Below are 21,456 nucleotides of genomic sequence, written 5' to 3'. Positions count from 1 at the left end.
TTCAAGACTTCTGTCGGTGGGGGGTGTCATCGTGAGGAGATGGTGAGTCGGCTGCGGGCGCGTGCTGAGTGGCAGTTCTTTGGGGTGTTGCCGCGGGCCGATCGTGGGCTGGCTGCTGCTTGGTGGGTGTTGCTGCTGGCGCCAGGTGCGTTGCCGGCGGTGTTTGCGGTGGCGATGGGCTGGCTGGTGGGGGCGGTGCAGCATCGCGAGGGGTTGGCGCGGCCGTTGGTGTTGATGGGGGTCACGTTCGTGCTGTTGCAGGTGCTGACCCCGGTGCATCAGGCGGTCAGCGCCAACCTCGGCAATCGGGTGTCGGCATACCTGAACGACGCGTTGGCGAAGGCGTGTGTCGGGCCGCCGGGGATCGGGCATCTGGAGGACCCGGGGCTGAGCGAGGACCTCACCGTGGCGCGGGAGTTCGACCGCGGGCAGACCGGGCCGCCGATGTACCTGAACGTCGACTTCGTCGCGGGCAGTCTGGTGGAGCTGGTGGGCGGGGTCGCGTCGGCGATCGTGCTGTTCGGGTTCACCTGGTGGGCGCCGTTGGTGCTCGTCGTCGGGTGGGTCGCGACGCATTGGCTGCTGCGCGAGAGCGGTGTCTGGAAGGACCGGAACACGGCCGAGGTCCGTTCCGCGCAGCGGCATGCGACGTACGCGTACGAGCTGGCTGTGGAGCCCGGTGCGGCGAAGGAGCTGCGGTTGTTCGGGCTGGCGGACTGGACGGTGCAGCGGTTCACGGAACGGCGCCGGCGGTTGTTCGAGCTGCAGTACGCCGCGACGCGACTGCGGGAACGGCCAATGATCTGGAGTCTGCTGATCATTGTGGTGGCCAACGGTCTGGTGTTCTGGTCGCTGGGTGCGGCCGCGCTCGGCGGGAGCCTGCCGCTGGATCGGCTGGTGGTGTTCGCGCAGGTGGCGATCGGCGTCGGGATGATCGCCTTCGGCGGCCTGAACTGGGCCCTCGACGGCGCCGCCGCCCCGGTCGCCGCCGTACGCCGACTCGAACCGGCGATGGCCCCCGCCGGAGCGCTGTCATCCGGTACCAGTGCGGCAGGGCAGGGAGCAGTGGAGGTTGTGCTTCGAGGTGTGCGGTTCGGTTATCCACAGGGTGATCGGCAGGTGTTCGACGGGCTGGACCTGACCATTCCGGCCGGTTCGTCGCTGGCGGTCGTCGGGCAGAACGGTGCCGGGAAGACCACGTTGGCCAAGCTGTTGTGCCGCCTGTACGACCCCGACGCGGGCACGATCCGCGTCGACGGCGCCGACCTCCGCGACCTCGACGTCGACGCCTGGCGGACCCGGGTGACCGCCGTCTTCCAGGACTTCCTCAAGCTCGAGCTGCCGCTGCGGGACAATGTCGCGCCGGCCGGTGCACCCGAGGACGACATCCGGGCCGCGCTCGCGGACGCCGGCGCCGCGGACCTCGTCGATCTCGACACCCGGCTGGCCACCGGGTACGGCGACGGCACCGACCTGTCCGGCGGTCAGTGGCAGCGGGTCGCCCTGGCGCGCGCGTTGTGCGCCGTACCCCAAGGCGCCGGGCTCGTGCTGCTCGACGAGCCGACCGCACAGCTCGACGTCCGCGGCGAGGCGGCGATCTTCGACCGGATCCTGACCGCGACCAGGGACGTCACCACGATCCTCATCTCGCACAGGTTCTCGACGGTCCGGCACGCCGACCGGATCTGCGTACTCGAACACGGCCGGGTCGTCGAGCTCGGCAGCCACGACGAGCTGATGGCGCTGGGCGGCCGTTACCGCACCATGTTCGACCTCCAGGCGCAGCGCTTCACGGCCGAGGTGGACGAGGAGGGGCTCAGCTATGACACGCTCTGACGATCTGCCGAAGGCGATCCCCGCGATGTGGCGGCTCTGCAAGCTCGGCTATCAGCATGAGCCGTGGCTGTTGGTCGCGGCCTTCGCGATGACGCTACTGGCCGCCATACCGGACGCCTTGTTGGCTTTGTGGCTCAAGATCCTCGCGGACGGCGTGCTGCACGACGACCGTCGCGCTGCACTGCTGGCCGCCGGCGGGCTGGCGTTGTCGGTGACCGCGACGTGGTTCCTGCGGACGCTGTCGACGCGGATCTCCCGGCGGTTCCGGGACCGGGTGACGATCATGCTCGAGGCGCATGTCGCCCGGCTGCAGGCGTCGGTCGCCACGGTCGAGCACCACGAACGGCGCGACTATCTGGACCGGCTGTCGGTGCTGCGCAAGCAGGTGTTCGTGCTGGACCACATGTACATGTCACTGTTCTCCACCTGCGGCTGGATCCTGCGCCTCGGCGTGACGGTCGCGCTGCTCGTGTCGATCCACCCGGCGCTCGCACTGCTGCTGCTCTTCGCGCTACCGACCGTCCTCAGCTCCAGCTGGCGCCCCGGCGTCGAGCGTGAGGTCGAGGAGCGGTACGCCGCTCACTTCCGCCTGGCGGAGCACCTGTTCAAGACCGCGACCACACCCGCACCGGGCAAGGAGGTCCGGGTGATCGGCATCGGGCCTGACCTGATCGCGGGTCGACGCCGCGAGTGGGAGCAGTGGTACCGGCCGATGGCCGCGGCGCGCTGGGCGAGCGCGGTCTGGCACGGGATCGCCTGGGCGATCTTCGGCGCGGCGTACGTCGGCGCGGTGCTGTTCGTCGCGGTGGGGCTGCACGGGTCGGTCGGCAACGTGTTGCTGATTCTCGCCGCCGGTGCGCGGCTGTCGTCGTACATCGGTGCGACGGTCGGGGAGATCGGGTTCCTGCGCGGCATCTGGCTGGACGGGTCGCGGCGGCTGGTCTGGCTGGAGAACTACGCCGCCTCGTTCGACAGGTCGGCGGACCAGCCCGCCCCGGAGCGGCTCGTCGACGGGATCCGGTTGGAGAACGTGTCGTTCGCGTACGCCGGTGCCGATCGGCCGGCGCTGGAGAACGTCGACCTGCGGCTGCCGGCCGGCAAGGTGATCGCGGTCGTCGGCGAGAACGGCGCGGGCAAGTCCACGCTGGTGAAGCTGATCTGCAAGCTGTACGAGCCGGCCGGGGGACGGGTGTTCCTCGACGATCAGCCCCTCGACCGGATCCCGGCGGAGGCGTGGCGGGCGAAGATCGCGGGCGCGTTCCAGGACTTCTTCCGGTTCGAGTTCCGCGCGGCGCACAGCGTCGGGCTGGGCGACCTGCCGCGGCTGGACGACGTACCGGCGGTGACGACCGCCGTCGGGCGGGCCGGGGCGGAGGACGTGCTGGCCCGGCTGGAGTCGGGGCTGGACACGCAGCTCGGCGCGACCTGGCCGGACGGTGCGGAGATCAGCTTCGGCCAGTGGCAGAAGCTGGCGCTGGCGCGCGGGTTCATGCGGGACCGGCCGTTGCTGCTGGTGCTCGACGAGCCGACCGCGGCGCTGGACGCGGAGACGGAGCACGCCCTCTTCGAGCGGTACGCCGCTGCCGCGCGGGGCGGTGCCGACGGGCGGATCACGATCCTCGTGTCGCACCGGTTCTCGACGGTCCGGATGGCCGACCTGATCGTCGTACTGGACGGCGCTCAGGTCGTCGAGACCGGGACCCACGAGGAGCTGATGGCCCGCAACGGGCACTACGCCGAGCTGTACCGGATCCAGGCGGCGGCGTACCACTAGTTGATCTTGAAGACCGGGACGCCGGGGGCGATGTGCCGCAGCACCTCGTCGGGGGAGTTCTTGGTGACGTCCCCGCCGAAGAACGCGCCGACCTCCCAGGCCCACTTCTTCAGGTAGAGCCGCAGCGCGGGCAGCTTGTCGGCGTCGGCGAGCTCCTCGGCGTGGAACGTCTCGACCTTGCCGCCGAGCTGCAGCCGGCCGGTGCCGATGGCGCGCAGGTTCTTCACCCACTGGGTGTGGCCGCGCGGGGCGACCAGGTACCGCTGCCCGTCGATGACCAGCAGGTTCACCGGCGTACTGCGCCATTCGCCGGACTTCCGGCCCTGCACCGAGAGCACCCGGCTGCCCATCAGGCTGATCCCGAGCTTCGTCAGCCGCGCGACGACCCGGTTGAACACCCGCATGCTGCCCTCGTTGGCGGTGATCACGCGCTTGCTGTCGTAGGTCTGCTTGTACTCGGTCATGGCGGGTTTCCTTCGGCTTCGCGAGAGCGGTGCTCTCTGTTGTGATCAGTGAACCTCGGATCACTGCTCACTGTCAAGAGCACTGCTCTCGGTTTTGTGGCAGACTGGCCACATGAACGCCGGACGTACTGCCCGTGAACGTGCCCGGGCCGAGCTGACCGACGAGATCAAGGCAGTCGCCAGGCAGCAGCTGGCGACGGTCGGCGCCGAGTCGCTCTCGTTGCGGGCGATCTCCCGCGAGCTCGGCATGGTGTCTTCGGCGCTGTACCGGTACTTCGCGAGCCGCGACGAGCTGCTCACCGCACTGATCATCGACGCGTACAACGCGCTCGGCGCGGCGGCCGAGGGGGCCGTGACCGGGGGGGATCCGGTCGAGGAGTGGCTCGCGATCTATGCCGCCGTCCGCGGGTGGGCGCGGACTTATCCACAGGAGTACGCGCTGATCTACGGGTCGCCGATCAGCGGGTACCAGGCGCCGCAGACGACGGTCGAGCCGGCGGCGCGGGTACCGCTGGCGCTGCTCGGGTTGCTGCAGCGGGCCCACGCGGACGGACGGCTCGCCGTACCGGCGGATGCGCCGGAGCCCGAGGGGGCCTTGGCCCAGCAGACGGAGGTGTTGCTCGCGCTGGCGCCGGACGTGCCGCCGGCGGTGCTGGTGCGGGCGGTGATCGTGTGGACGCAGCTGTTCGGGATGATCAGCTTCGAGCTGTTCGGTCAGCTGGTCGGGTCGATGGACCCGGCGGACGAGTTCTTCGCGTCGACCGCCCGGCAGATGGCGGCGTTCGTCGGGCTCAGCTGAAGGCCTTCGGCAGCGGTACGTCGACGGCGCGGGCGACCCGTCGTACGTAGGTCTCGCGCGGGATCGACACCGCGCCGAGGGTGGCGAGGTGGTCGGTCACCCACTGGATGTCGAAGACCCGGTCGGCGGCGTACTCGTCGTTCAGCAGCTCGATCGTGCCCGCGACGGCCGCCTTCGAGCCGTCGGTCTGGTGGTGGAACATCGACTCGCCCGCGAACAGCCCGCCGATCGCCACGCCGTACAGCCCGCCGGCCAGCTGGTCGCCGTTCCAGGCCTCGACCGAGTGCACCCAGCCGAGCCGGTGCAGTTCGGTGTACGACGCGATGATGTCGCGGTCGATCCACGACCCGGGACGGCGCGGGTCGGCGCAGGCACGGATCACCTGGTCGAACGCGGTGTTCACCCGGATCTCGAACTTCGCCCGCGCCCGCCGCAGCGACCGCGTCTGCCGGTACCCGTCGACCTCGATCACGCCACGGTCGACCGGCGACCACCACAGCGTCGACCCCCGGTGGTCCGGCATCGGGAACAGCCCCCGCCGGTACGCCGCCAGCACGGTCCCCGGCGCGAGATCGGCACCCCCCGCCACCACGTCACTGCTCCCGGCCACACCCACAGGCGGGAACTCCCACTGAGTCGGAGCAGGTTCTACTGGCACGCGACCATTCTCACCTAGGGGACACCAAGGGTTTCTCCCGAGTGGCGAGGGGCCGGGAGCCACGTACAGTTGAAGCACGTCCGGGTTCTGACGCGTGGGGCCGGGCGGGAAGGAGCACCGTGGCCGGAGTAGCCAGGTTCGTCGCCAGTAGTCTCGCGCCCGCAGCCCAGCGGTTCGCCCCGACCGCAGCCGGCGGCGTGTTGCGTCAGATCCTCGAGATCGCGATCGACGGGTACCAGCGGTTCCCGGGCGCGGAGCGGATCGCGGACCACAAGCTGGAGCGCTGCGACGGCGACGTCACGCTCGCGATCGACGCGGTCATCGACCAGCACATCCGGCTCGCCGGCGTGCAGGGGTTCGCGACCAGCATCGGCGGTCTCGTCACGCTCCCGGTCGCACTGCCCGCCAACCTGACCGGGCTCGCGGTCGTGCAGTGCCGGATGGTGGCGGCGATCGCTCATCTGCGGGGGTACGACCTCGACGATCCCCGCGTCCGTACGGCGGTCATCACCTGCCTGCTCGGCGAGGAGGGCGTGACCGCACGACTGAAGAAGTCCAGCCTGGTGTCGTCACCGCTGGCGATCGCGACCGCGCCGGTGTTCGACCCGGTGCTCGACCGGCAGGTGTCCGGCGAGGTCGTCGCGGAGCTGATCGGACGGATCAGCGGCAAGCGGATGGCCCTGACCGTGACCCGGCGGATCCCGCTGCTCGGCGGCGCGGTAGGCGCCGGCGTCGACGGCTGGTCGACGTACCGCGTCGGCCAATTCGCGGACAAGAGCCTGATCCGCCGGATCCCCCGACCGATCGAGCCGTGACGGCGGCGTTCTAGGACACTCGACTGCCCGGACCAGGTGCAGCCGTTGCCGGACGTCTTCCGGGTGTCACGCTGACCGGTCCGCCGGCTCCCGGCGGGTGAGGGGGAGTTTGGCGCGGGTCTCCTCGTCGGCGGGGGTTTCCACGTACAGGACCAGGTCGGAGTGGGCGGAGACGGCGAGTTCGGTGACGATCAGGTTCAGCTCGCCGGCTCGCGGGTTCTTGATCCGGCGGTGCCGCGGCGTACAGGCCGACACCTCGTGCCGCGACCAGAGCTGCTCGAACTCGGGACAGATCGACCGCAGCCGGGCGAGATCGGTCTCCCAGTCCGGGTCGCCGACGTGTTCGCCGTACGCCGACCGCAGCCGGCCGACCAGATACGGCACCTCGGTGTCGTAGTTGAGCAGCTGCTCGCGGGCGGACGGCTCGGTGATGATGCACCAGAGCAGGTTCTGATGGATGCAGGGCAGCTGGTGCCAGTCGTGGAACAGGTCGTGGTACGCACGGTTCGCCCGGACGATGTCGAACCGGGTGTTGGTGATCACCGCCGGCAGCGGATCGAGCCCGTCGAGGATGTCCTCGAACACCGCCTCGCTCGCGCAGTCCGTCACCCGCGGCAGCCGCACCGGCGTCGCCTCGGCCAGCCGGTACAGGTGCTCGCGCTCCACCGGCGTCAACCGCAACGTCGACGCCACCGCATCCAGCACCTGCCCGCTGGCGTTGATCGGCCGCCCCTGCTCCAGCCACGTGTACCAAGTCACGCCGACGCCGGCCAGCTGCGCCAGCTCCTCCCGCCGCAGACCCGGCGTACGCCGCCGTCCACCGCCGGGCAGCCCGACGTCCTCGGGCGTAACCCGCGCACGCCGCGCCTTCAAGAACTCGCCAAGCTCAACCCGCTGCGCACTCACCCGCTCAGTTTCCCTGCCGCCACCGACACTTTCAGCCGGCGAGGGCTTGGACCACACGGCTCGGGGACGGCTTGCCCAGCTGCTCGGCCATCCAGGCGGACGTGGTGACGAGCTTCTCGAGGTCGACGCCGGTCTGGATGCCGAGGCCGTTCAGCTGCCAGAGGAGATCCTCGGTGGCAAGGTTGCCGGTGGCACTCTCGGCGTACGGGCAGCCGCCGAGCCCGCCGGCCGAGCTGTCGACGGTGGTGACGCCTTCGCGGAGAGCAGTCAGCGTGTTGGCGAGCGCCTGGCCGTACGTGTCGTGGAAGTGCACCGCGAGTTTGTCCACAGGTACGCCGGCGGCCGTGAACGCCCTGATCAGCGCGGTGACCTGCCCCGGTGTGGCGACACCGATCGTGTCGCCGAGCGAGAGCTCGTCGCAGCCGAGCTCGACGAGCCGCGCCCCGACCTTGACGACCTGGTCGATCGGTACGTCGCCCTCCCACGGGTCGCCGTAACACATCGACACGTACCCACGGACGGTCAGCCCTGCGTCGAGCGCCCGCTGGATCGTCGGCGTGAACATCGTGAACTGCTCGTCCAGCGTGGAGTTCAGGTTCTTCGTCGCGAACGTCTCGGTCGCGCTCGCGAAGATCGCGATCTCCCGGACACCGGCCGCCAGCGCGCGGTCGAGGCCGCGCTCGTTCGGGACCAGGACCGGGGCGCGGACGCCGTCGGGCAGGTCGAGCTGATCGAGGAGCTCGGCCGCGTCGGCCAACTGGGGGACCCACTTCGGGTGCACGAAACTCGTCGTCTCGACCGTCGTCAGGCCGGCGTCGACCAGTCGCCGGATGAACTCCGCCTTGACCGCTACGTCGACGACCGCCGACTCGTTCTGCAACCCGTCCCGCGGGCCGACCTCGTAGATCGTGACCCGGTCGGGCAGTCCCTCGGCCGTGACCAGCTGCGGTTCGCGCATCCTGCTGCCTCCTCGGCGGTCGAGCGGGCCGCGGGCCGCGACAATGCTCCTGATGACAACTCTTGCTGCCATTCTGCGTGCCGCCGAACGCGGCGTCTTCCCGCCCCCGGATCTCGGCGTCTCGGTCGTCGCACCGCCGTCGGAGCGGGAGTCCTGCGTGGTGTCGTTCACCGGTCATATCGTGATCGCCGCGGACGTCGACCCGGCGTGGGTCGCGGAGCGGGTCCCGGAGGGCGACCTGTGCGCTCCGACGAACCCGCCGTTCCTGTCCGCACTCGAACAGTTCACCGGCCGCCGGGTCAGCGCACTCGACGCGATGCTGGTCGCCCCGGCCGTCACGGACCCGGACGAGCGCGCCGCCGCCACCGCCGGCCTCACCGAACTCCAGGACCTCGACCACCCCCGGGTCGACCGAGCCTGGCAGTACCGCGACGACGTCCGGGTGTACGTCGACACCCACGACGGCCTCGTGCTGACCGGGCGCGGCCTGGCGGACCGGCTGGAGTGTGCCGTCGAAGTACCGCCGAACGCCCGGCAGCAGGGCCACGGTCGCCGGCTCGCGCTGGCCGCCCGCGCCCTGATTCCGCCGACCGCCTCGATCTGGGCCCAGATCACTCCGGGGAACGCCGCGTCCCTGCGCACCTTCCTGGCCGCCGGCTACCAGCCGGTCGGGTCCGAGGCACTGCTCCTGAAGTAGCACCACAGAAATCCACAGCTGTGGAAAACCCTGGGGAAACCGCTCACAAGCGCGCATTCGCCTCACCAGGCTCCAGGCGGGCCGACGGATTCCGGAGTGCTGTGCTGGCTCGTCGAGTCGCGGCTTTGCTGGGCCGTCGAGTTGTGGCTGTGCGGAGTCGTCGAGGCGTGACTGCGGCTGGGCCTCGAAGCCCGGTGACCTGAGCCGCCGGCCATTGGGCCGCTCGCGGACGCCGGCGTCACGGCACCGCCGCCCGACTCACCGGCCGAGTGGGAGGCTGCTCCGGCGACTCCGCCGGCAGCCTTCCGGGCGGCCGCGAGGCCGACCCCCGCCGAGCTCGCGGCCCCGGCAGCCTTGCCACCGGCGAGCGCCGCACCGGTCGCACCCCCGCCACCACCTGCCGAGCTGCCGGTCGCACCCGCCCCGCGGGCCGATCCAGCGCCGGAGCTGCCGACGTTCACCGCTCCGGTCGCCATGCCACCCGGGTCCGCGACCGAGCTGCCCATCGCGGAACCGCCACCGGCCACGGCCGCGGTCACCGGCACCATGAAGCGCAGCAAAGCGGGCAGCGCGAAGATGGCGAGCAGTAGCATCATCATTCCGGTCATCGCCGGCATCAGGCCGTTACCGCCACCGCTGCCGTCGGCGCCGCCGGCGACGGGGTCGTGAGCCAGCTTCATCGCAGCCGCATACACCAGTGCCGCCGCCGGTTTGTACGCGATGAACGCCAGGGACCAGCCGCAGAACTTCCGGAGCCAGTTGCGGCCGATCTCGGTGTTCGTCGCCGCGGCGGCCAGCGGGAACGCTCCGGCGAGCAGCACCAGCAGCGCCGACCGGACCAGCATCAGCACGATCTGGATCAACGAGGCGATGATCACCCCCAGACTGCTCAGGATCGCCAGCATCGCGGGCATGCTGTCCGCGACGATGCTCCGCACCTTGCCGTCCGCGTCCTTCGGACCACCGAACGAGGCCGCCAGCGACATGTCCTTGGCCACATTGTCGATGATGCCGACCGAGAACTGGTCCGACCACGAGATCAGCAACTCCATGGTGGCCGTCCCCATCCCGGCGACGACCACGAAGGTCAGCATCATCTTGAGCAGGTCCTGAAGGGGCTTCGCCCGCTGCTCCCAGGCGATCCGCAGGCCGGCGATCACGATCGCCACCGCGAACACGGAACCCGTGACCCCGAGCAGGTTCGAGTGCAGGAACTCGATGGTGGGGCTGTTCGCCCAGGTTTGCCCGTTGGCCACGGACGGGGTCTGCGGCCGTAGCCAGAAGGTCATCGAGTCCAAGGTGCTCAACGCACTCTCGGAAACCTCGTGGCGGATCTGGTCGATGGCATTGTTCGCGACCGACTGAAAGCCGTCCTTGATGTAGCAGGCGACGTCCATCTTTCCGCACATCAGACACCACTCCAGGCAACGAAGTCGGACAGGTCACGGTGCTGGGCGAACGGTGCGCCGACCGGATCGCCCGGGGCCGGCGGTTGCAGGTGCCAGTCACCCGCTTGCCACACGAGAGTGAGGCTGAGGCTCATGTACGCCGTGTCGACGGGCGTGGCCAGCATCAGGCTGACCCGGTCCGCGCCGGCGTCGATGATCCGGTACCCGGCGAGCTGCGGCACGCTGTAGCCGCTGGCCGTGTCGTCGGACTCGAGCTCACGGACCAACGCGTCGGTCGCCGGGCCCGGGACCATCAGGCGGCGCGCGGTGGCGACGACCTTGGTCTGGTCGGCCATCGCCGCGTAGGCGTTGTACGCGGCGAACACGGCACCGGTCGGCGAGTGCGCGAAGCACCGGCGGAACCCGTCGCCGTCGATCACGGCCGGGCCGTACTTCGACGCACGCGGTACGACGATCCGGCTGCTGACCTCCCAGCTGTCCACAGCCGGCGCCTTCGCCGGAATCGCCTGGTCGGCGGCGGCCAGACCGCATCCGCCGGAGCCCTGCGAACGACCCGCACTCGCCGAACCGGGCGCCGTCGGCTCCGCGGGTCCGGTCGGCTGGCCGGGTCCTGTCGGCTGCGCGGATGCAGTCCCCTGCGCGGAACCGGTCTCATGCGCGGATCCGGGGTCCTGTGCGGGTCCGGTCGGCTGCGCAGGTCCTGTCGGCTGCGCAGGTCCTGTCGGCTGCGCGGGTGCGGGCGGCGCGCCGGATTCCGCGGCGGCGGCATTGGTCGAGCCTGCGGCTTGCTGCTGGGCGGCGGAGGTCGATCGGCCGCTCACGAGCAGCGCGACGCCGCACAGCAGCACGGCCCCGATGACGATGCAGGCCGCAATGAACCCGCGCCCGAACGGTGACTGTTTCTCGCTCGTGTCGCTCATCTGACTCCCCGATCCGCCGGTTGAGAACCTCACGGATCAAGGGTGGCAAAAATCGGGCAGCCGCCGCGGAAGTTATCCACAGGCCCGAATCGTCAGCTCCCGGGGCTCGTGTATCTCGGCATCATCTTGGTAAAGAACGCATAGCCGAGCGCCAGGACGACCGGCCCGGCCAGTGGGGAGGCGGTGGTGAGCCAGGTGGGAAGTGGGACGTCCGAGCTGCGGTCCAGCAGGACTGTTGCCGGCAGGAAGGAGATGTACGCCATCGGGAAGACGGTGCAGAAAGCGTAGAAGGTGGTGCGGCCGAACATGGTGAGTGGGTATCCGGAGAACTGGGTGATCGAGCTGTCGGCGAAGATCCGCAGCGAGAACGTGGAGGTGGCGACGAAGGACAAGCCGCAGAAGAAGGTTGCGATGCCGGTCTCGATCAGGCTGCCGCCGAGCACCGCCAGCAGCAGATAGGCGACCTTGACGGCGTCCCAGTCGACGGGTGCTTGCCTGCTGAAGATGATCAGCGCGCCGATACCGAGCAGCGCGTCGCCGAGCGACATCAGCGAGAACCGCCGGGTGACCAACTGCAGGAACGGGTTCACCGGACGCAACAGCACCCGGTCGAACTCGCCGTCGCGGACCATCTCGTCGGTCAGCATCAAGGCCCCGAACGGTACGACGTACAGCGCATGCGATGCCAGCCGCATCGCGAACACGAAGGCGACCTCCGGGAAGCCCCAGCCCGCGATCAGACCGAACTTTCCGAGGAGGACCCCGAGGAACAACAACTGGGTGCCCTGAAAGGCGACGCCGCCCATCAACGTGGTCCAGAGGTTCACGCGGTACTGCAGCTGTGCCCGCAACGCCGCGCGCTCGAGGATCAGGTACTGCCGGAGCCACGACTGCTCAGCCACCCTGCACCACCACCTTGTGCCGCGCACGTCGCCACACCAACTCGAGGAGGAGCGCCAGTACGACGACCCACACGAGCTGTACGCCGACCAGCGCGAGCGCCTCGCCGCCGTGCAGCCGGCCGAGATAGATCGACACCGGGGTGTAGACCTGCGCCTGGAACGGCAGCCACTCCACCGTCGACCGCAACCAGCCGGGCATGAACCACAACGGGATCAGTGACCCGGAGAGGAACGCGCTCCCGAACCGGTACACGATCAGCGGCCCGCTGACCTCCAACGTCCAGAACGTCACCATCGACACGATCAGGTTGCACAACATCGCCACGGCCACGCCGGCCACCGTGGCCACCAGCGAAAGGAGGAACGCACCCGCACTCGGCGGCAGCACGAGCGCACCGATCACGCCCGCCGCCGCGAGCCCGATCGCGCCGAGCGGCAGCCGGCCGAGCAGTACGCCGAGGTTCTGGCCGAGGACCTGCCCCATCAGGCCGAGCGGGCGGACCAGGTCGGTCGCGATCTGACCGTTCCGGATCCGCATCGGCAACGACGAGAACTGCCACGGAAGGAGCACCGACTGCAGACACGCCGCAATCGCCGCGTACGCGACCGCCGTACGCACGTCCACCCCGGCGACCGGCCCACGGCCGCCGTACACGATCCGCCAGACCGCGATCGCGAGCACGACCTGGATCACCAGCGTCACCGCGCCGGTGATCAGATCGCCGCGGTAGATCAGCACGGATCGCGTCCCGGCCCGGGTCATACCCCGGAACGCCCGGATCCGCGCCACCTGCTCCGCCATGCTCAAGTCAGCAGTCGGTCCTGCCCCGCCGCGCTCTGCCGTGCTCACCTCAGTGGCCCGTCCTGCCCTGCCGTGCTCACGTCAGCAGTCCGTCGTACAGCTGCGAGATCACGTCGGTGAGCCGTGGATCCACGATCGACAGCTCGTCGACCTGGTAGACCTGCGACGCCCGGGCGATCAGCTCGGGGGTGGTGATCTCCCGGGGGTCGAAGCGCAGTACGACGCTGCGGTCCGGGTACGGCAGCACGGTGCCGACCGCGGCGGCGTCCACCTCGGTCGCGAACGGGATGTCCGCGACCCGGCGGATGCTGCGTTCGGCCAGCGTGAGGACGAGGAACCGGTACGGCATGAAGCGTTCCTTCAGCCGCGACAGGTCCCCGTCGTACAGGACGGTGCCGGAGTCGATCACGATGATGCGCTGGCAGAGCCGTTCGACGTCGTCCATGTCGTGGGTGGTCAGGACGACGGTCGTGCCTGCGGTCCGGTTGGTCTCCGCGATGAACTCGGTCAACCGCGCCTTGGCGACCACGTCCAGGCCGACGGTCGGCTCGTCGAGGAACAGGATCGACGGCTCGTGCAGCATTGCGGCGACCAGGTCGCCACGCATCCGCTGCCCGAGCGACAGCGAACGCACCGGCGTGTCCAGGAAGTCGGACAGGTCGAGCAGTTCGGTGAAGAGCCCGACGCGGTTGCGGTACGTCGTACGGTCCAGGGTGTAGAGGTCCGCCAGTACTTCGAACGAGTCGCGGAGCGGGAGGTCGTACCAGAGCTGCGTCCGCTGACCGAACACCACGCCGATGTTGCGGGCGTTCCGGGCGCGGTCGCGGGACGGCTCCAGGCCGGCGACCCGGCAGACGCCGGAGGTCGGGGTGAGGATCCCGGTCAGCATCTTGATGGTTGTCGACTTGCCGGCGCCGTTCGGGCCGAGGTACCCGACGAGTTCGCCCGGCTCGACCTCGAAGTTCACCCCGTTCACCGCGCGGGTGATGTCGCGTTTGGTGCTGAACAGGGCGCGCACGCGGGGCAGGCGGCCCGGCAGGACCGCGGGCCGGGAGAACTCCTTGACGAGGTCGGACGCCTCGATCACTGCCATTCGGACCCTCCCCAGCGAGCGCGAACGGTCATCCTCCCACTGTTCCGGCCGTCCCCGCAGTACGTTTTTCACCGTACTAGACCAGATATGGTTCAGGTTGTCCGTTACGCTCGGGAGGTTTGCGGTTCTGGGTCGATCTGTAGCCGAAGGGTCACCCCGTGTAGCGAAGTGAACTGGTCAGCTAATAGAGTCCGCGCATGACCATCGCGCCTTCGCTTTGCTCGCCCCTAGCGCTCGCCGATGCAGAACCCACTCGCGCCGCCGAACCCTGGGAAAGCGACGTGCTGACGGCCTACGGGCTGCTGCGAGAAGCAGCTGCCGAGCTGGATCACCTGATGCGCCATTCCTTGAAGCGCAGTGGACTGCAAATGGCAATGTTCGAACTGTTGCTGCGGCTGGCCCGTAGCAACGGGGAGAAGCAGCGTCTGACCTCCCTCGCGCGGGAGCTGACCGTCACCACTGGTGGCATTACCCGTCTGGTCGACCGAGCCGAGAACCTCGGCCTGGTTCGCCGGGAGCCCTGCCCTGACGATGCCCGCGGCTCGTTCGCCGTCCTGACCGAGGAGGGGAAGCGGCGGCTGCGCGACGCACTGCCGGATCACCTGCTCGAGATCGACAGCCTCTGGATGTCCCAGTTGGCGGACGAACGTGACGTCGTCCTCGGCAAGCTCCGCCGGGTCCGGGACAACGCCCGTCGCTGGCCGAATGGCCGGCCGGGTCTGGGGCCGATCACGCCCGACCGGATCTGACCAGCACCACAACTTCACCAACCGCATTACCCGCGACTAACGGATGGGGCGCCCGACTGGTGTCGGGCGCCCCTTCGCGCAATCGTTGAGAAGTGAACCAGCGCCAACCCGGCACCCCCGACCACTGGCCGACCTACGCCCCAGGAGGCACCGGGGCGACGGGCGGGGCAGGTAGTCCCACGAGTTCGCCCACCAAACCTCCAGAGATGGGCGGACCGGGGAACGCAGGCGGACCGCCCAGGACCGATGGAGTTCGGCGCCGGGGGTTGTGGTGGCGCGGGGCCGTGGGTGGGGTGTTGGCGGCCTTGGCGGGGCTGGCGGTGGGAGGTGTGGTTGCGGGGCTGCTGGGGACGCCGCAGACGCCGGTGGTGGCGATCGGGTCGGCGTTCATCGACCGGGTGCCGCCGTGGCTGAAGGACCTGGCGATCTCCTGGTTCGGGACCCATGACAAGACCGCGCTCCGGATCGGCATCCTGATCGCCGTCGCACTGCTTGCCGCGGTCGGCGGAATCCTCTCGGTACGCCGCTACTGGGCCGGTGCCCTCATCACGATCGCGCTCAGTGGCGTCGCCGTGGCGGCAGCATTCACCCGCGCCGACTCCGGCCAGACCGGGTTCCTCCCGTCGATGCTCGCCGGCGTCACCGCGCTCCTGATCCTGCGCCTGTTCAGTCGCCGCCTCGAACCGCTCGTCGACTTCCCCGACGATGCCGTCAGCCGCCGCGGCTTCCTGCAACTGTCGGCCGGCGTAGCCCTCGGCTCGGTCGCGCTCGCCGGGCTCAGCAAGGTCGTCGGCGGGAACCGCGCCGCCGTCGCCGACGCCCGCAAACAGCTCCAGCTCCCGAAGCCCCCGACCCTCGCGCCGCCACCCGGCGTCCAGGCCGAAGGCGCCGTACCGTGGGCCACCCCGAACGCGGACTTCTACCGCATCGACACCGCCCTCTCGGTCCCGCAGATCGTGCCCGCGGACTGGAAACTGCGCATCCACGGCATGGTCGGCCGCGAGCTCAACCTCACCTTCGACGACCTGCTCAAACGCCAGGTCATCCACAAGTGGGTGACGCTCACCTGCGTGAGCAACGAGGTCGGCGGCGACCTGATCGGCAACGCGCTCTGGTCGGGCGTCGTACTCAAGGACCTCCTCCAGGAGGCCGGCCCGTCGAAGGACGCGGACGCGATCAAGTCCACGTCGAAGGACGGCTTCACCGCCGGTACGCCGCTGCCCACGCTGCTCGACGACCGCCAGGCGATGCTCGCGTTCGCGATGAACGGCGAACCGCTACCGGTGGAGCACGGCTTCCCGGTGCGGATCGTCGTACCCGGGCTGTACGGCTACGTCTCCGCGACGAAGTGGCTGGTCGACATCGAGGTGACGCGATTCGACCAGTTCGAGGGGTACTGGACGCCGCGCGGGTGGTCTGCGCTGGGGCCGATCAAGCTGTCGTCGCGGATCGACACCCCGCAGAACAAGAAGGTCGCGCCGGGCCCGGTGACCGTGGCCGGCGTCGCCTGGGACCAGCACGTCGGCGTGTCCAAGGTCGAGGTCCGCGTCGATGGGGGCCCTTGGCTACAAGCGACGCTGGCGACGGACCCGTCGGTGGACACCTGGCGGCAGTGGCACTGGACGTGGAACGCGCCGCACGGCACGCACATGCTGCAGGTACGGGCGTTCGACGCGCAGGGCAATCCGCAGGTCGAGTCCTCCGCACCGCCCGCCCCGAACGGCGCGACCGGCCTGCACACGGTCAGTGTGAAGGTCGACTGACCGCCTCCAGCACCATCGGCAGGAACGTGTGCTCGAGAGATCCGGCCGGTACCAGGTCCGGCTCCAGCAGGCTCTGCGACCGGGCACCTTCGTGGACGGCGATGACCATCCGGACGAACTGCTCCGCCGGGACGGTCAGCTCGAGGCCGCTCGTCTCGGTGATCTGCTCGACCAGCCGGGTCAGGCTCTCGCGGAACATCGCGCGCTGCTTGTTCAGCGACTCCGCGGCCTCCGGGTCGCGGAGCGCGTGCAGCGTGAACTCGGCCGAGATCAGGTGCCACTGCCGCTGGTCCGGCGCGGTCTCGTCGAGCAGCCCCAGTACGGCGTCGAGCAGCGAGCCGGGCTGGGTCGCGAGCTCCGGCAGCAGCGCCTCGATCTGCTCGAGGAGCCGATCCGTGGTCGCCTGGAACAGCGCGAGCACCAGCTCGTCCTTGGAGCCGAAGTTCGAGTAGAAGGCGCCGCGGGTGAACCCGGCGCGCTCGCAGATGTCCTCCACCGACGCGCCGTGGAACCCACGCTCGGCGAACACCTCGAGGGCGCCTTCGAGAAGACGGGCCCGCGTGTTCGAACGGCGGCGCTTGGGAGGTTCCATAGGAGTAGGATACAGTTCTGTATTGAATACACAACCGTATTGAACGGGGATGCAGGATGGAGCTCGAGGCCGTCGGGATCAGTGTGCGTGGCCCGCACGCACCGATGCTGCTCGCCACGTCGGTGTCGGTCGCGGATCATCAGGTGGTGCTGCTGACCGGTTACCCGGGCGCAGGCCACGTGGCCGCGGCGCTGGGGCTGTCCGGTCGGCTGAAGCCCGACACCGGCACGGTCCGGTTCGATGGCAAGGCCGATCTCGCGCTGCTGCGGCGGCGGGTCGCCGTGGTCGATGCACCCGGCATCACCGAGCCGGACGACGCGCTGCCGGTTCAGACGGTCGTCGGCGAGGAGCTGGCGATCGCCGGCCGCAAGGCGGGGCGTAAGGCCGTGCTGGAGTGGCTGAACGAGCACGACGCCGCGGAGCACGCCGACAAACGGTTCGAGCACCTCCCGGTCGCCGTACGGACCAGACTGCTCACGGAGCTCACCGTTGCGCGTCCCGACGTACAGGTGGTGATTCTGACCATGCCGGATCGACATGGCGGCGATCCGCACGACTGGTACGAGCTGGGGCGCGGGCTGGCGGCAGAGGGGTACGGCGTGATCATCACGTGTGCCGACGCGTCAGCGCGGTTGCTGGACATCAAGGCCGCGCGCATGGGCGAAACGGACCAGCCTGACCCGGTGCAGGTCGCGCCGATCGCTCCTGTTGAGCCTGTAGCTGCAATTGAAGAAGAAGACGAAGAGGAGACAGAGGCGTGACCGCGCTGCGGATGGCCCTGAGTGAGTTGCGGCGCCTGACGGCCGGACGGCTGCCCAAGCTGGCCGTGGTCGCGCTGCTGCTGGTGCCGGTGCTGTACGGCGGCCTGTACCTCTACGCGAACCACGACCCGTACGGCCGGCTCAACAAGATCCCGACCGCGGTCGTCGTCGAAGATCAAGGTACGACGCTGGCGACCGGCGAGAAGCTCAACGTCGGACCGCAGGTCGCGGACGAACTCGTGAAGTCGAAGAGCTTCGACTGGCATCAGGTGAACCGTGCGGACGCGACGCAGGGTGTGTCGGACGGGAAGTACGAGTTCGCGCTGGTGCTGCCCAAGTCGTTCTCGGGCGACCTGGCGTCGAGCGCGGACTTCAAGCCGCGGCAGGCGGAGCTGGAGCTGCTGACGAACGACGCCAACAACTACATCGCCCACACGATCGCCAACCAGGTCGTCGCGCAGGTGACGAAGACGGTGGCGTCACAGGTCAGCGAGACCGCCGCGTCGCAGCTGCTGGCCGGCTACAACACCATCCACAAGCAGATCGGTACTGCGGCCGCCGGTGCCGCCCAGCTGCAGACAGGCCTGACTTCTGCCGCGACTGGTGTCACGAAGCTGCAGACCGGCGCGACGCAACTCAACACCGCACAGAAGCAGCTGTCGGCCGGTGCGACGCAGCTGGCCACGGGGGCAACGCAGGCGTCGCAGGGCGCGTCGTCGCTCGCTTCAGGTGCCGCGCAGCTCGACAGCGGTCTGGGGACCCTGAAGGACAAGACCGCGTCGCTGCCGAGGCAGACGAAGCAACTGGCCGACGGTGCGAACCAGGTTGCTGATGGCAACGAGAAGATCGCCGGTGTCGGCAAGCAGGTGGCGACCGCGTCCAGCACGCTGGTCCAGGACCTGAAGACGTTCGACGCCCAGCTGGCCGCGAAGCTGAAGGAGCAGGGCCTCAGCCAGCACCAGATCCGGGTCATTCTTCTGGAGACGGCGAAGCTGCGGACTCCCGTCGTACAGGCGAACACGAAGATCCAGTCGACGTCCAAGCAGCTCAACCAGCTTGCGACCGGCGCGCGGAAGGTGTCTGACGGCGCGTCCGAGTTGGCCAAGGCGACGCCCGCACTGACCAACGGGATCAGCACTGCAGCCAACGGTGCACACCAGCTCAACACAGGCGCCACCCAGCTGAAGACTGGGCTCGGCACCCTGCAAACCGGTGCACAGAAGCTGGCTGCCGGTGAGCAGCAGGCCGTGACCGGCCAGGGCCAGTTGCTGACCGGTGTGAACAGTCTTGCCACCGGGATGGGTCAGCTGAAGACCGGTGCGACCCAGCTGAACACAGGGCTCCAGAACGGCCTGAAGCAGATCCCCAACCCGACCGCAGACCAGCGCAAGGCCGTTGCGGAGACGCTGGGTGCTCCGGTGACTCTGCAGAACGTCTCACAGGCCACCGCTGACAGCTACGGTGCCGGCCTGGCGCCGTTCTTCCTCAGCCTGGCCTGCTGGATCGGGGCGTACGTCCTGTTCCTGCTGGTCCGGCCGCTGTCGCCGCGTGCGCTGGCCGCGCTGCAGTCTCCGTTCCGGGTGGCGCTCGGCGGTTGGTTGCCGCCGGCGCTCTTCGGTGCGGTGCAGGCGACGCTGGTGTTCGTGACCGTCGTACTCGGCCTCGGCATCAATGCTGCGCATCCATGGCTGACGGTCGGATTCCTGATCCTCACGTCGTTCACCTTCGTCGCGATCCTGCACGCATTGTCGGCGTGGTTCGGTGCGGTGGGTAAGTTCCTTGGCCTCGTGCTGATGGTGGTCCAGCTGGTCAGCGCCGGCGGTACGTTCCCGTGGCAGACGATCCCGGAGCCGCTGTACTTCTTCCACCACGCGCTGCCGATGAGCTACGCGATCGACGGCGTCCGGCACCTGATGTACGGCGGGCCCGGCGCGTCGCTCGGGCGGGACCTGCTCGCGCTGGGGGCGTGGTTCGTGGTCGCGATCGCCGCGTCCACCCTGGCGGCCCGCAAGCAGCGGGTCTGGCCGGCGAAGAAGCTGCAACCGGAACTGGTCCTGTAGCCGCTCGGTAGTCGGCGCCGAGGCATTGACGGGGAGAAATGTTTGCGTGAACATCGGCGGCATGAGATCACCAGCCCGGCGCCTCGCCGCCGCGACGCTCTCGGTCGCCGCCGCCCTCACAGCGCTCACCGTCCCCCCGTCCACGGCGGCTCCGCTGCCCGGCAACACCGGCGCGTTCCGCGGGGTGAACTGGGCCGATCCGCGGGACAACTACGCCCACGACGCGGTCGTCCCGTCCGGCCTCAGTACAGCGGACGACTACGCGACGACGTACCGCAAGGCGGACGGGATCGTGGGCGAGTTCCGCAAGGAACTGAAGGCGAACACGGTCCGGCTGCCGATCAACCCGTCCAGCGTGGGGACCGCCTGGTGGACCTCGTACCGCGGTGCGATCGACGCCGCGGTCGGGCGCGGCTTCAACGTCATCCTCAGCTACTGGGAGGCCGACAACGCCAAGGACGGCCGGGTCGACGACACCGCGGCGTACGGCGCCATGTGGGACACCGTGGTGAAGGCGTACGCCAAGAACCCGCACGTGTACTTCGAGCCGATGAACGAGCCGTTCGGGTACTCACTGCCGGACTGGGTCTCGCTGACGTCGGCGTGGATCGCCCGGCACAGCGACGTACCGCGGAGCCGGATCGTCATCTCCGGCACCGGGTACAACGACAACGTCACCGGGGTCGGCGCGGCGCCGCAACTGCAGGGGACACTGCTCTCGCTGCACTTCTACGGGTTCTGGGCGTCCGACACCACCGAGGCGGCCTGGCTGGCGAACATCCGGCCGCGGATCGGGTCGTACGGGTCGCGGACGATCATCGACGAGGCCGGGTCGCCGATGACGATCGGGCTGAACTACGGCAACCACGAGGGCAACGTGTACACGGCGTACCTCGGTGCGCTCACGCAGGTCGCCCGTGAGAACGAGATGGGCATCGTTTACTGGCCAGGGCTTCGTACTGGCGACTCTTACTCGATGACTACCCAGGTAGGCCCGGCTGATCTCCAGGTCAATAGCCGGAGCGGGCTGGACCAGCTGTGGTGGGGCTGGCGGTTGCTGAAGGACGAGCCGACCAACACGCTGCCGCCGTCCCCGCCGGGTCAGCCGCTGCGTGGGGTCGCCAGTGGGCGGTGCACCGACGTGCCTGGGTTCTCAACGGCACCTGGTACGTCGCTTGACCTGTGGGACTGTAACAACGGCGGCAACCAGTCCTGGAACTACACGGCGACCAAACAGCTCACGGTGTACGCCGACAAGTGCATGACGTCCGGTACGTCGGTCACCATCGAGAACTGCACCGGGGCAACCAACCAGGCGTGGGAGCTCAACGCAGACCAGACCGTGACCAGCGTTGCCGACCCTGCTCGCTGCCTCACCGCAGCAGGCACAAGCAACGGCGCCGCGGTCGTAACGGCCGCCTGTAACGGATCTGACGACCAGAAGTGGACCCGTTAGAGTCCTTGCGTGGAGGACTTGGTACGTACTGCGGGAGAGCGT

At 69.2% G+C, this 21,456-nt stretch carries 20 protein-coding genes; 10 read left to right on the top strand and 10 right to left on the bottom strand.

Going from position 1 to position 21,456, the window contains the following annotated elements; all coding sequences use genetic code 11:
• Nucleotides 1-39: 39 nt before the first annotated feature.
• The gene (locus ACFV9C_RS02555) at nt 40-1,836 is read left to right on the top strand and encodes an ABC transporter ATP-binding protein (RefSeq protein ID WP_380190246.1); all 1,797 of its coding nucleotides are present in this window, start codon (nt 40-42) and stop codon (nt 1,834-1,836) included.
• Nucleotides 1,823-3,610, top strand: a complete 1,788-nt coding sequence (locus tag ACFV9C_RS02550) for an ABC transporter ATP-binding protein (RefSeq protein ID WP_380190243.1) — start codon at nt 1,823-1,825, stop codon at nt 3,608-3,610. Before ACFV9C_RS02555 ends, ACFV9C_RS02550 begins: the two co-directional genes overlap by 14 nt.
• Here the strand turns inward: ACFV9C_RS02550 and ACFV9C_RS02545 are convergent.
• The gene (locus ACFV9C_RS02545; protein WP_380190241.1) at nt 3,607-4,074 is read right to left on the bottom strand and encodes a nitroreductase family deazaflavin-dependent oxidoreductase; all 468 of its coding nucleotides are present in this window, start codon (nt 4,072-4,074) and stop codon (nt 3,607-3,609) included. The two genes, ACFV9C_RS02550 and ACFV9C_RS02545, sit on opposite strands and share 4 nt — an antisense overlap.
• Before the next feature lie 112 nt (nt 4,075-4,186).
• Between ACFV9C_RS02545 and ACFV9C_RS02540 the strand changes: the two genes are divergently transcribed.
• Nucleotides 4,187-4,873: a TetR/AcrR family transcriptional regulator gene (locus ACFV9C_RS02540; protein WP_380190239.1), complete on the top strand. Its 687-nt coding sequence runs from the start codon at nt 4,187-4,189 to the stop codon at nt 4,871-4,873.
• Here the strand turns inward: ACFV9C_RS02540 and aat are convergent.
• Nucleotides 4,866-5,465 carry a leucyl/phenylalanyl-tRNA--protein transferase gene (gene aat / locus ACFV9C_RS02535; protein WP_380190237.1) on the bottom strand — a complete coding sequence of 200 codons (600 nt, stop codon included), beginning with the start codon at nt 5,463-5,465 and terminating at the stop codon, nt 4,866-4,868. The two genes, ACFV9C_RS02540 and aat, sit on opposite strands and share 8 nt — an antisense overlap.
• Nucleotides 5,466-5,650: 185 nt before the next feature.
• On the opposite strand from aat, the gene ACFV9C_RS02530 reads away from it, so the two are divergent.
• Nucleotides 5,651-6,346, top strand: coding sequence for an EcsC family protein (locus ACFV9C_RS02530; protein WP_380190234.1), 696 nt, complete (start codon nt 5,651-5,653; stop codon nt 6,344-6,346).
• Nucleotides 6,347-6,412: 66 nt separating this feature from the next.
• Here the strand turns inward: ACFV9C_RS02530 and ACFV9C_RS02525 are convergent, their stop codons facing one another.
• On the bottom strand, nt 6,413-7,252 hold the full coding sequence (locus tag ACFV9C_RS02525) for a helix-turn-helix transcriptional regulator (protein ID WP_380190232.1): 840 nt from the start codon (nt 7,250-7,252) through the stop codon (nt 6,413-6,415).
• Nucleotides 7,253-7,283: 31 nt separating this feature from the next.
• The gene (locus ACFV9C_RS02520; protein ID WP_380190230.1) at nt 7,284-8,210 is read right to left on the bottom strand and encodes a hydroxymethylglutaryl-CoA lyase; all 927 of its coding nucleotides are present in this window, start codon (nt 8,208-8,210) and stop codon (nt 7,284-7,286) included.
• A gap of 52 nt (nt 8,211-8,262) precedes the next feature.
• Here ACFV9C_RS02520 and ACFV9C_RS02515 point away from each other — a divergent pair, with 52 nt between their 5' ends.
• A complete protein-coding gene (locus ACFV9C_RS02515) occupies nt 8,263-8,907 on the top strand; it encodes a GNAT family N-acetyltransferase (protein WP_380190228.1) in 645 nt (214 codons plus the stop codon).
• Between the two features lie 62 nt (nt 8,908-8,969).
• On the opposite strand, the gene ACFV9C_RS02510 is transcribed toward ACFV9C_RS02515, so the two are convergent.
• The 5 genes from ACFV9C_RS02510 to ACFV9C_RS02490 all read right to left on the bottom strand — a co-directional run bounded on the left by ACFV9C_RS02510 (nt 8,970) and on the right by ACFV9C_RS02490 (nt 14,033).
• On the bottom strand, nt 8,970-10,316 hold the full coding sequence (locus ACFV9C_RS02510) for a hypothetical protein (RefSeq protein WP_380190226.1): 1,347 nt from the start codon (nt 10,314-10,316) through the stop codon (nt 8,970-8,972).
• On the bottom strand, nt 10,316-11,236 hold the full coding sequence (locus ACFV9C_RS02505) for a hypothetical protein (RefSeq protein ID WP_380190225.1): 921 nt from the start codon (nt 11,234-11,236) through the stop codon (nt 10,316-10,318). Before ACFV9C_RS02505 ends, ACFV9C_RS02510 begins: the two co-directional genes overlap by 1 nt.
• Nucleotides 11,237-11,328: 92 nt before the next feature.
• Nucleotides 11,329-12,138: an ABC transporter permease gene (locus ACFV9C_RS02500; protein WP_380190224.1), complete on the bottom strand. Its 810-nt coding sequence runs from the start codon at nt 12,136-12,138 to the stop codon at nt 11,329-11,331.
• Nucleotides 12,131-12,940: an ABC transporter permease gene (locus ACFV9C_RS02495; protein WP_380190222.1), complete on the bottom strand. Its 810-nt coding sequence runs from the start codon at nt 12,938-12,940 to the stop codon at nt 12,131-12,133. The genes ACFV9C_RS02500 and ACFV9C_RS02495 overlap by 8 nt, the downstream gene beginning before the upstream one ends.
• A gap of 76 nt (nt 12,941-13,016) precedes the next feature.
• A complete protein-coding gene (locus ACFV9C_RS02490; protein WP_380190220.1) occupies nt 13,017-14,033 on the bottom strand; it encodes an ATP-binding cassette domain-containing protein in 1,017 nt (338 codons plus the stop codon).
• 197 nt (nt 14,034-14,230) lie between these two features.
• Here ACFV9C_RS02490 and ACFV9C_RS02485 point away from each other — a divergent pair, with 197 nt between their 5' ends.
• Together ACFV9C_RS02485 and ACFV9C_RS02480 are read left to right on the top strand one after the other, a co-directional pair.
• The gene (locus ACFV9C_RS02485; RefSeq protein WP_344188849.1) at nt 14,231-14,782 is read left to right on the top strand and encodes a MarR family transcriptional regulator; all 552 of its coding nucleotides are present in this window, start codon (nt 14,231-14,233) and stop codon (nt 14,780-14,782) included.
• Nucleotides 14,783-15,075: 293 nt separating this feature from the next.
• Nucleotides 15,076-16,545 carry a molybdopterin-dependent oxidoreductase gene (locus ACFV9C_RS02480; RefSeq protein ID WP_380190875.1) on the top strand — a complete coding sequence of 490 codons (1,470 nt, stop codon included), beginning with the start codon at nt 15,076-15,078 and terminating at the stop codon, nt 16,543-16,545.
• Here ACFV9C_RS02480 and ACFV9C_RS02475 read toward each other — a convergent pair.
• Nucleotides 16,526-17,137 (bottom strand): TetR/AcrR family transcriptional regulator, encoded by a 612-nt coding sequence (locus ACFV9C_RS02475; protein ID WP_380190218.1) that lies wholly within the window; start codon nt 17,135-17,137, stop codon nt 16,526-16,528. The two genes, ACFV9C_RS02480 and ACFV9C_RS02475, sit on opposite strands and share 20 nt — an antisense overlap.
• A gap of 56 nt (nt 17,138-17,193) precedes the next feature.
• On the opposite strand from ACFV9C_RS02475, the gene ACFV9C_RS02470 reads away from it, so the two are divergent.
• From ACFV9C_RS02470 to ACFV9C_RS02460, 3 genes are all read left to right on the top strand, one after another.
• Nucleotides 17,194-17,898: a hypothetical protein gene (locus ACFV9C_RS02470; RefSeq protein WP_380190216.1), complete on the top strand. Its 705-nt coding sequence runs from the start codon at nt 17,194-17,196 to the stop codon at nt 17,896-17,898.
• The gene (locus tag ACFV9C_RS02465) at nt 17,895-19,958 is read left to right on the top strand and encodes a YhgE/Pip family protein (protein WP_380190214.1); all 2,064 of its coding nucleotides are present in this window, start codon (nt 17,895-17,897) and stop codon (nt 19,956-19,958) included. The genes ACFV9C_RS02470 and ACFV9C_RS02465 overlap by 4 nt, the downstream gene beginning before the upstream one ends.
• A gap of 61 nt (nt 19,959-20,019) precedes the next feature.
• On the top strand, nt 20,020-21,414 hold the full coding sequence (locus ACFV9C_RS02460) for a ricin-type beta-trefoil lectin domain protein (RefSeq protein WP_380190212.1): 1,395 nt from the start codon (nt 20,020-20,022) through the stop codon (nt 21,412-21,414).
• Nucleotides 21,415-21,456: the final 42 nt, after the last annotated feature.

This window comes from Kribbella sp. NPDC059898, assembly GCF_042730855.1.
GTDB lineage: Bacteria > Actinomycetota > Actinomycetes > Propionibacteriales > Kribbellaceae > Kribbella.
Note: the sequence above shows the minus strand (reverse complement) of the source record. Positions and strands in the feature narration are given on the sequence as shown.

Bases quoted from the DNA above. Each gene is read 5' to 3' on its own strand.
- ACFV9C_RS02545 (WP_380190241.1), bottom strand. From the start codon at position 4,074: ATGACCGAGTACAAGCAGACCTACGACAGCAAGCGCGTGATCACCGCC.
- ACFV9C_RS02540 (WP_380190239.1), top strand. From the start codon at position 4,187: ATGAACGCCGGACGTACTGCCCGTGAACGTGCCCGGGCCGAGCTGACC.
- ACFV9C_RS02520 (WP_380190230.1), bottom strand. From the start codon at position 8,210: ATGCGCGAACCGCAGCTGGTCACGGCCGAGGGACTGCCCGACCGGGTC.
- ACFV9C_RS02505 (WP_380190225.1), bottom strand. From the start codon at position 11,236: ATGAGCGACACGAGCGAGAAACAGTCACCGTTCGGGCGCGGGTTCATT.
- ACFV9C_RS02555 (WP_380190246.1), top strand. From the start codon at position 40: ATGGTGAGTCGGCTGCGGGCGCGTGCTGAGTGGCAGTTCTTTGGGGTG.
- ACFV9C_RS02470 (WP_380190216.1), top strand. From the start codon at position 17,194: ATGGAGCTCGAGGCCGTCGGGATCAGTGTGCGTGGCCCGCACGCACCG.
- ACFV9C_RS02550 (WP_380190243.1), top strand. From the start codon at position 1,823: ATGACACGCTCTGACGATCTGCCGAAGGCGATCCCCGCGATGTGGCGG.
- ACFV9C_RS02495 (WP_380190222.1), bottom strand. From the start codon at position 12,940: ATGGCGGAGCAGGTGGCGCGGATCCGGGCGTTCCGGGGTATGACCCGG.
- ACFV9C_RS02510 (WP_380190226.1), bottom strand. From the start codon at position 10,316: ATGTGCGGAAAGATGGACGTCGCCTGCTACATCAAGGACGGCTTTCAG.
- ACFV9C_RS02460 (WP_380190212.1), top strand. From the start codon at position 20,020: ATGAGATCACCAGCCCGGCGCCTCGCCGCCGCGACGCTCTCGGTCGCC.
- ACFV9C_RS02490 (WP_380190220.1), bottom strand. From the start codon at position 14,033: ATGGCAGTGATCGAGGCGTCCGACCTCGTCAAGGAGTTCTCCCGGCCC.
- ACFV9C_RS02485 (WP_344188849.1), top strand. From the start codon at position 14,231: ATGACCATCGCGCCTTCGCTTTGCTCGCCCCTAGCGCTCGCCGATGCA.
- ACFV9C_RS02515 (WP_380190228.1), top strand. From the start codon at position 8,263: ATGACAACTCTTGCTGCCATTCTGCGTGCCGCCGAACGCGGCGTCTTC.
- ACFV9C_RS02475 (WP_380190218.1), bottom strand. From the start codon at position 17,137: ATGGAACCTCCCAAGCGCCGCCGTTCGAACACGCGGGCCCGTCTTCTC.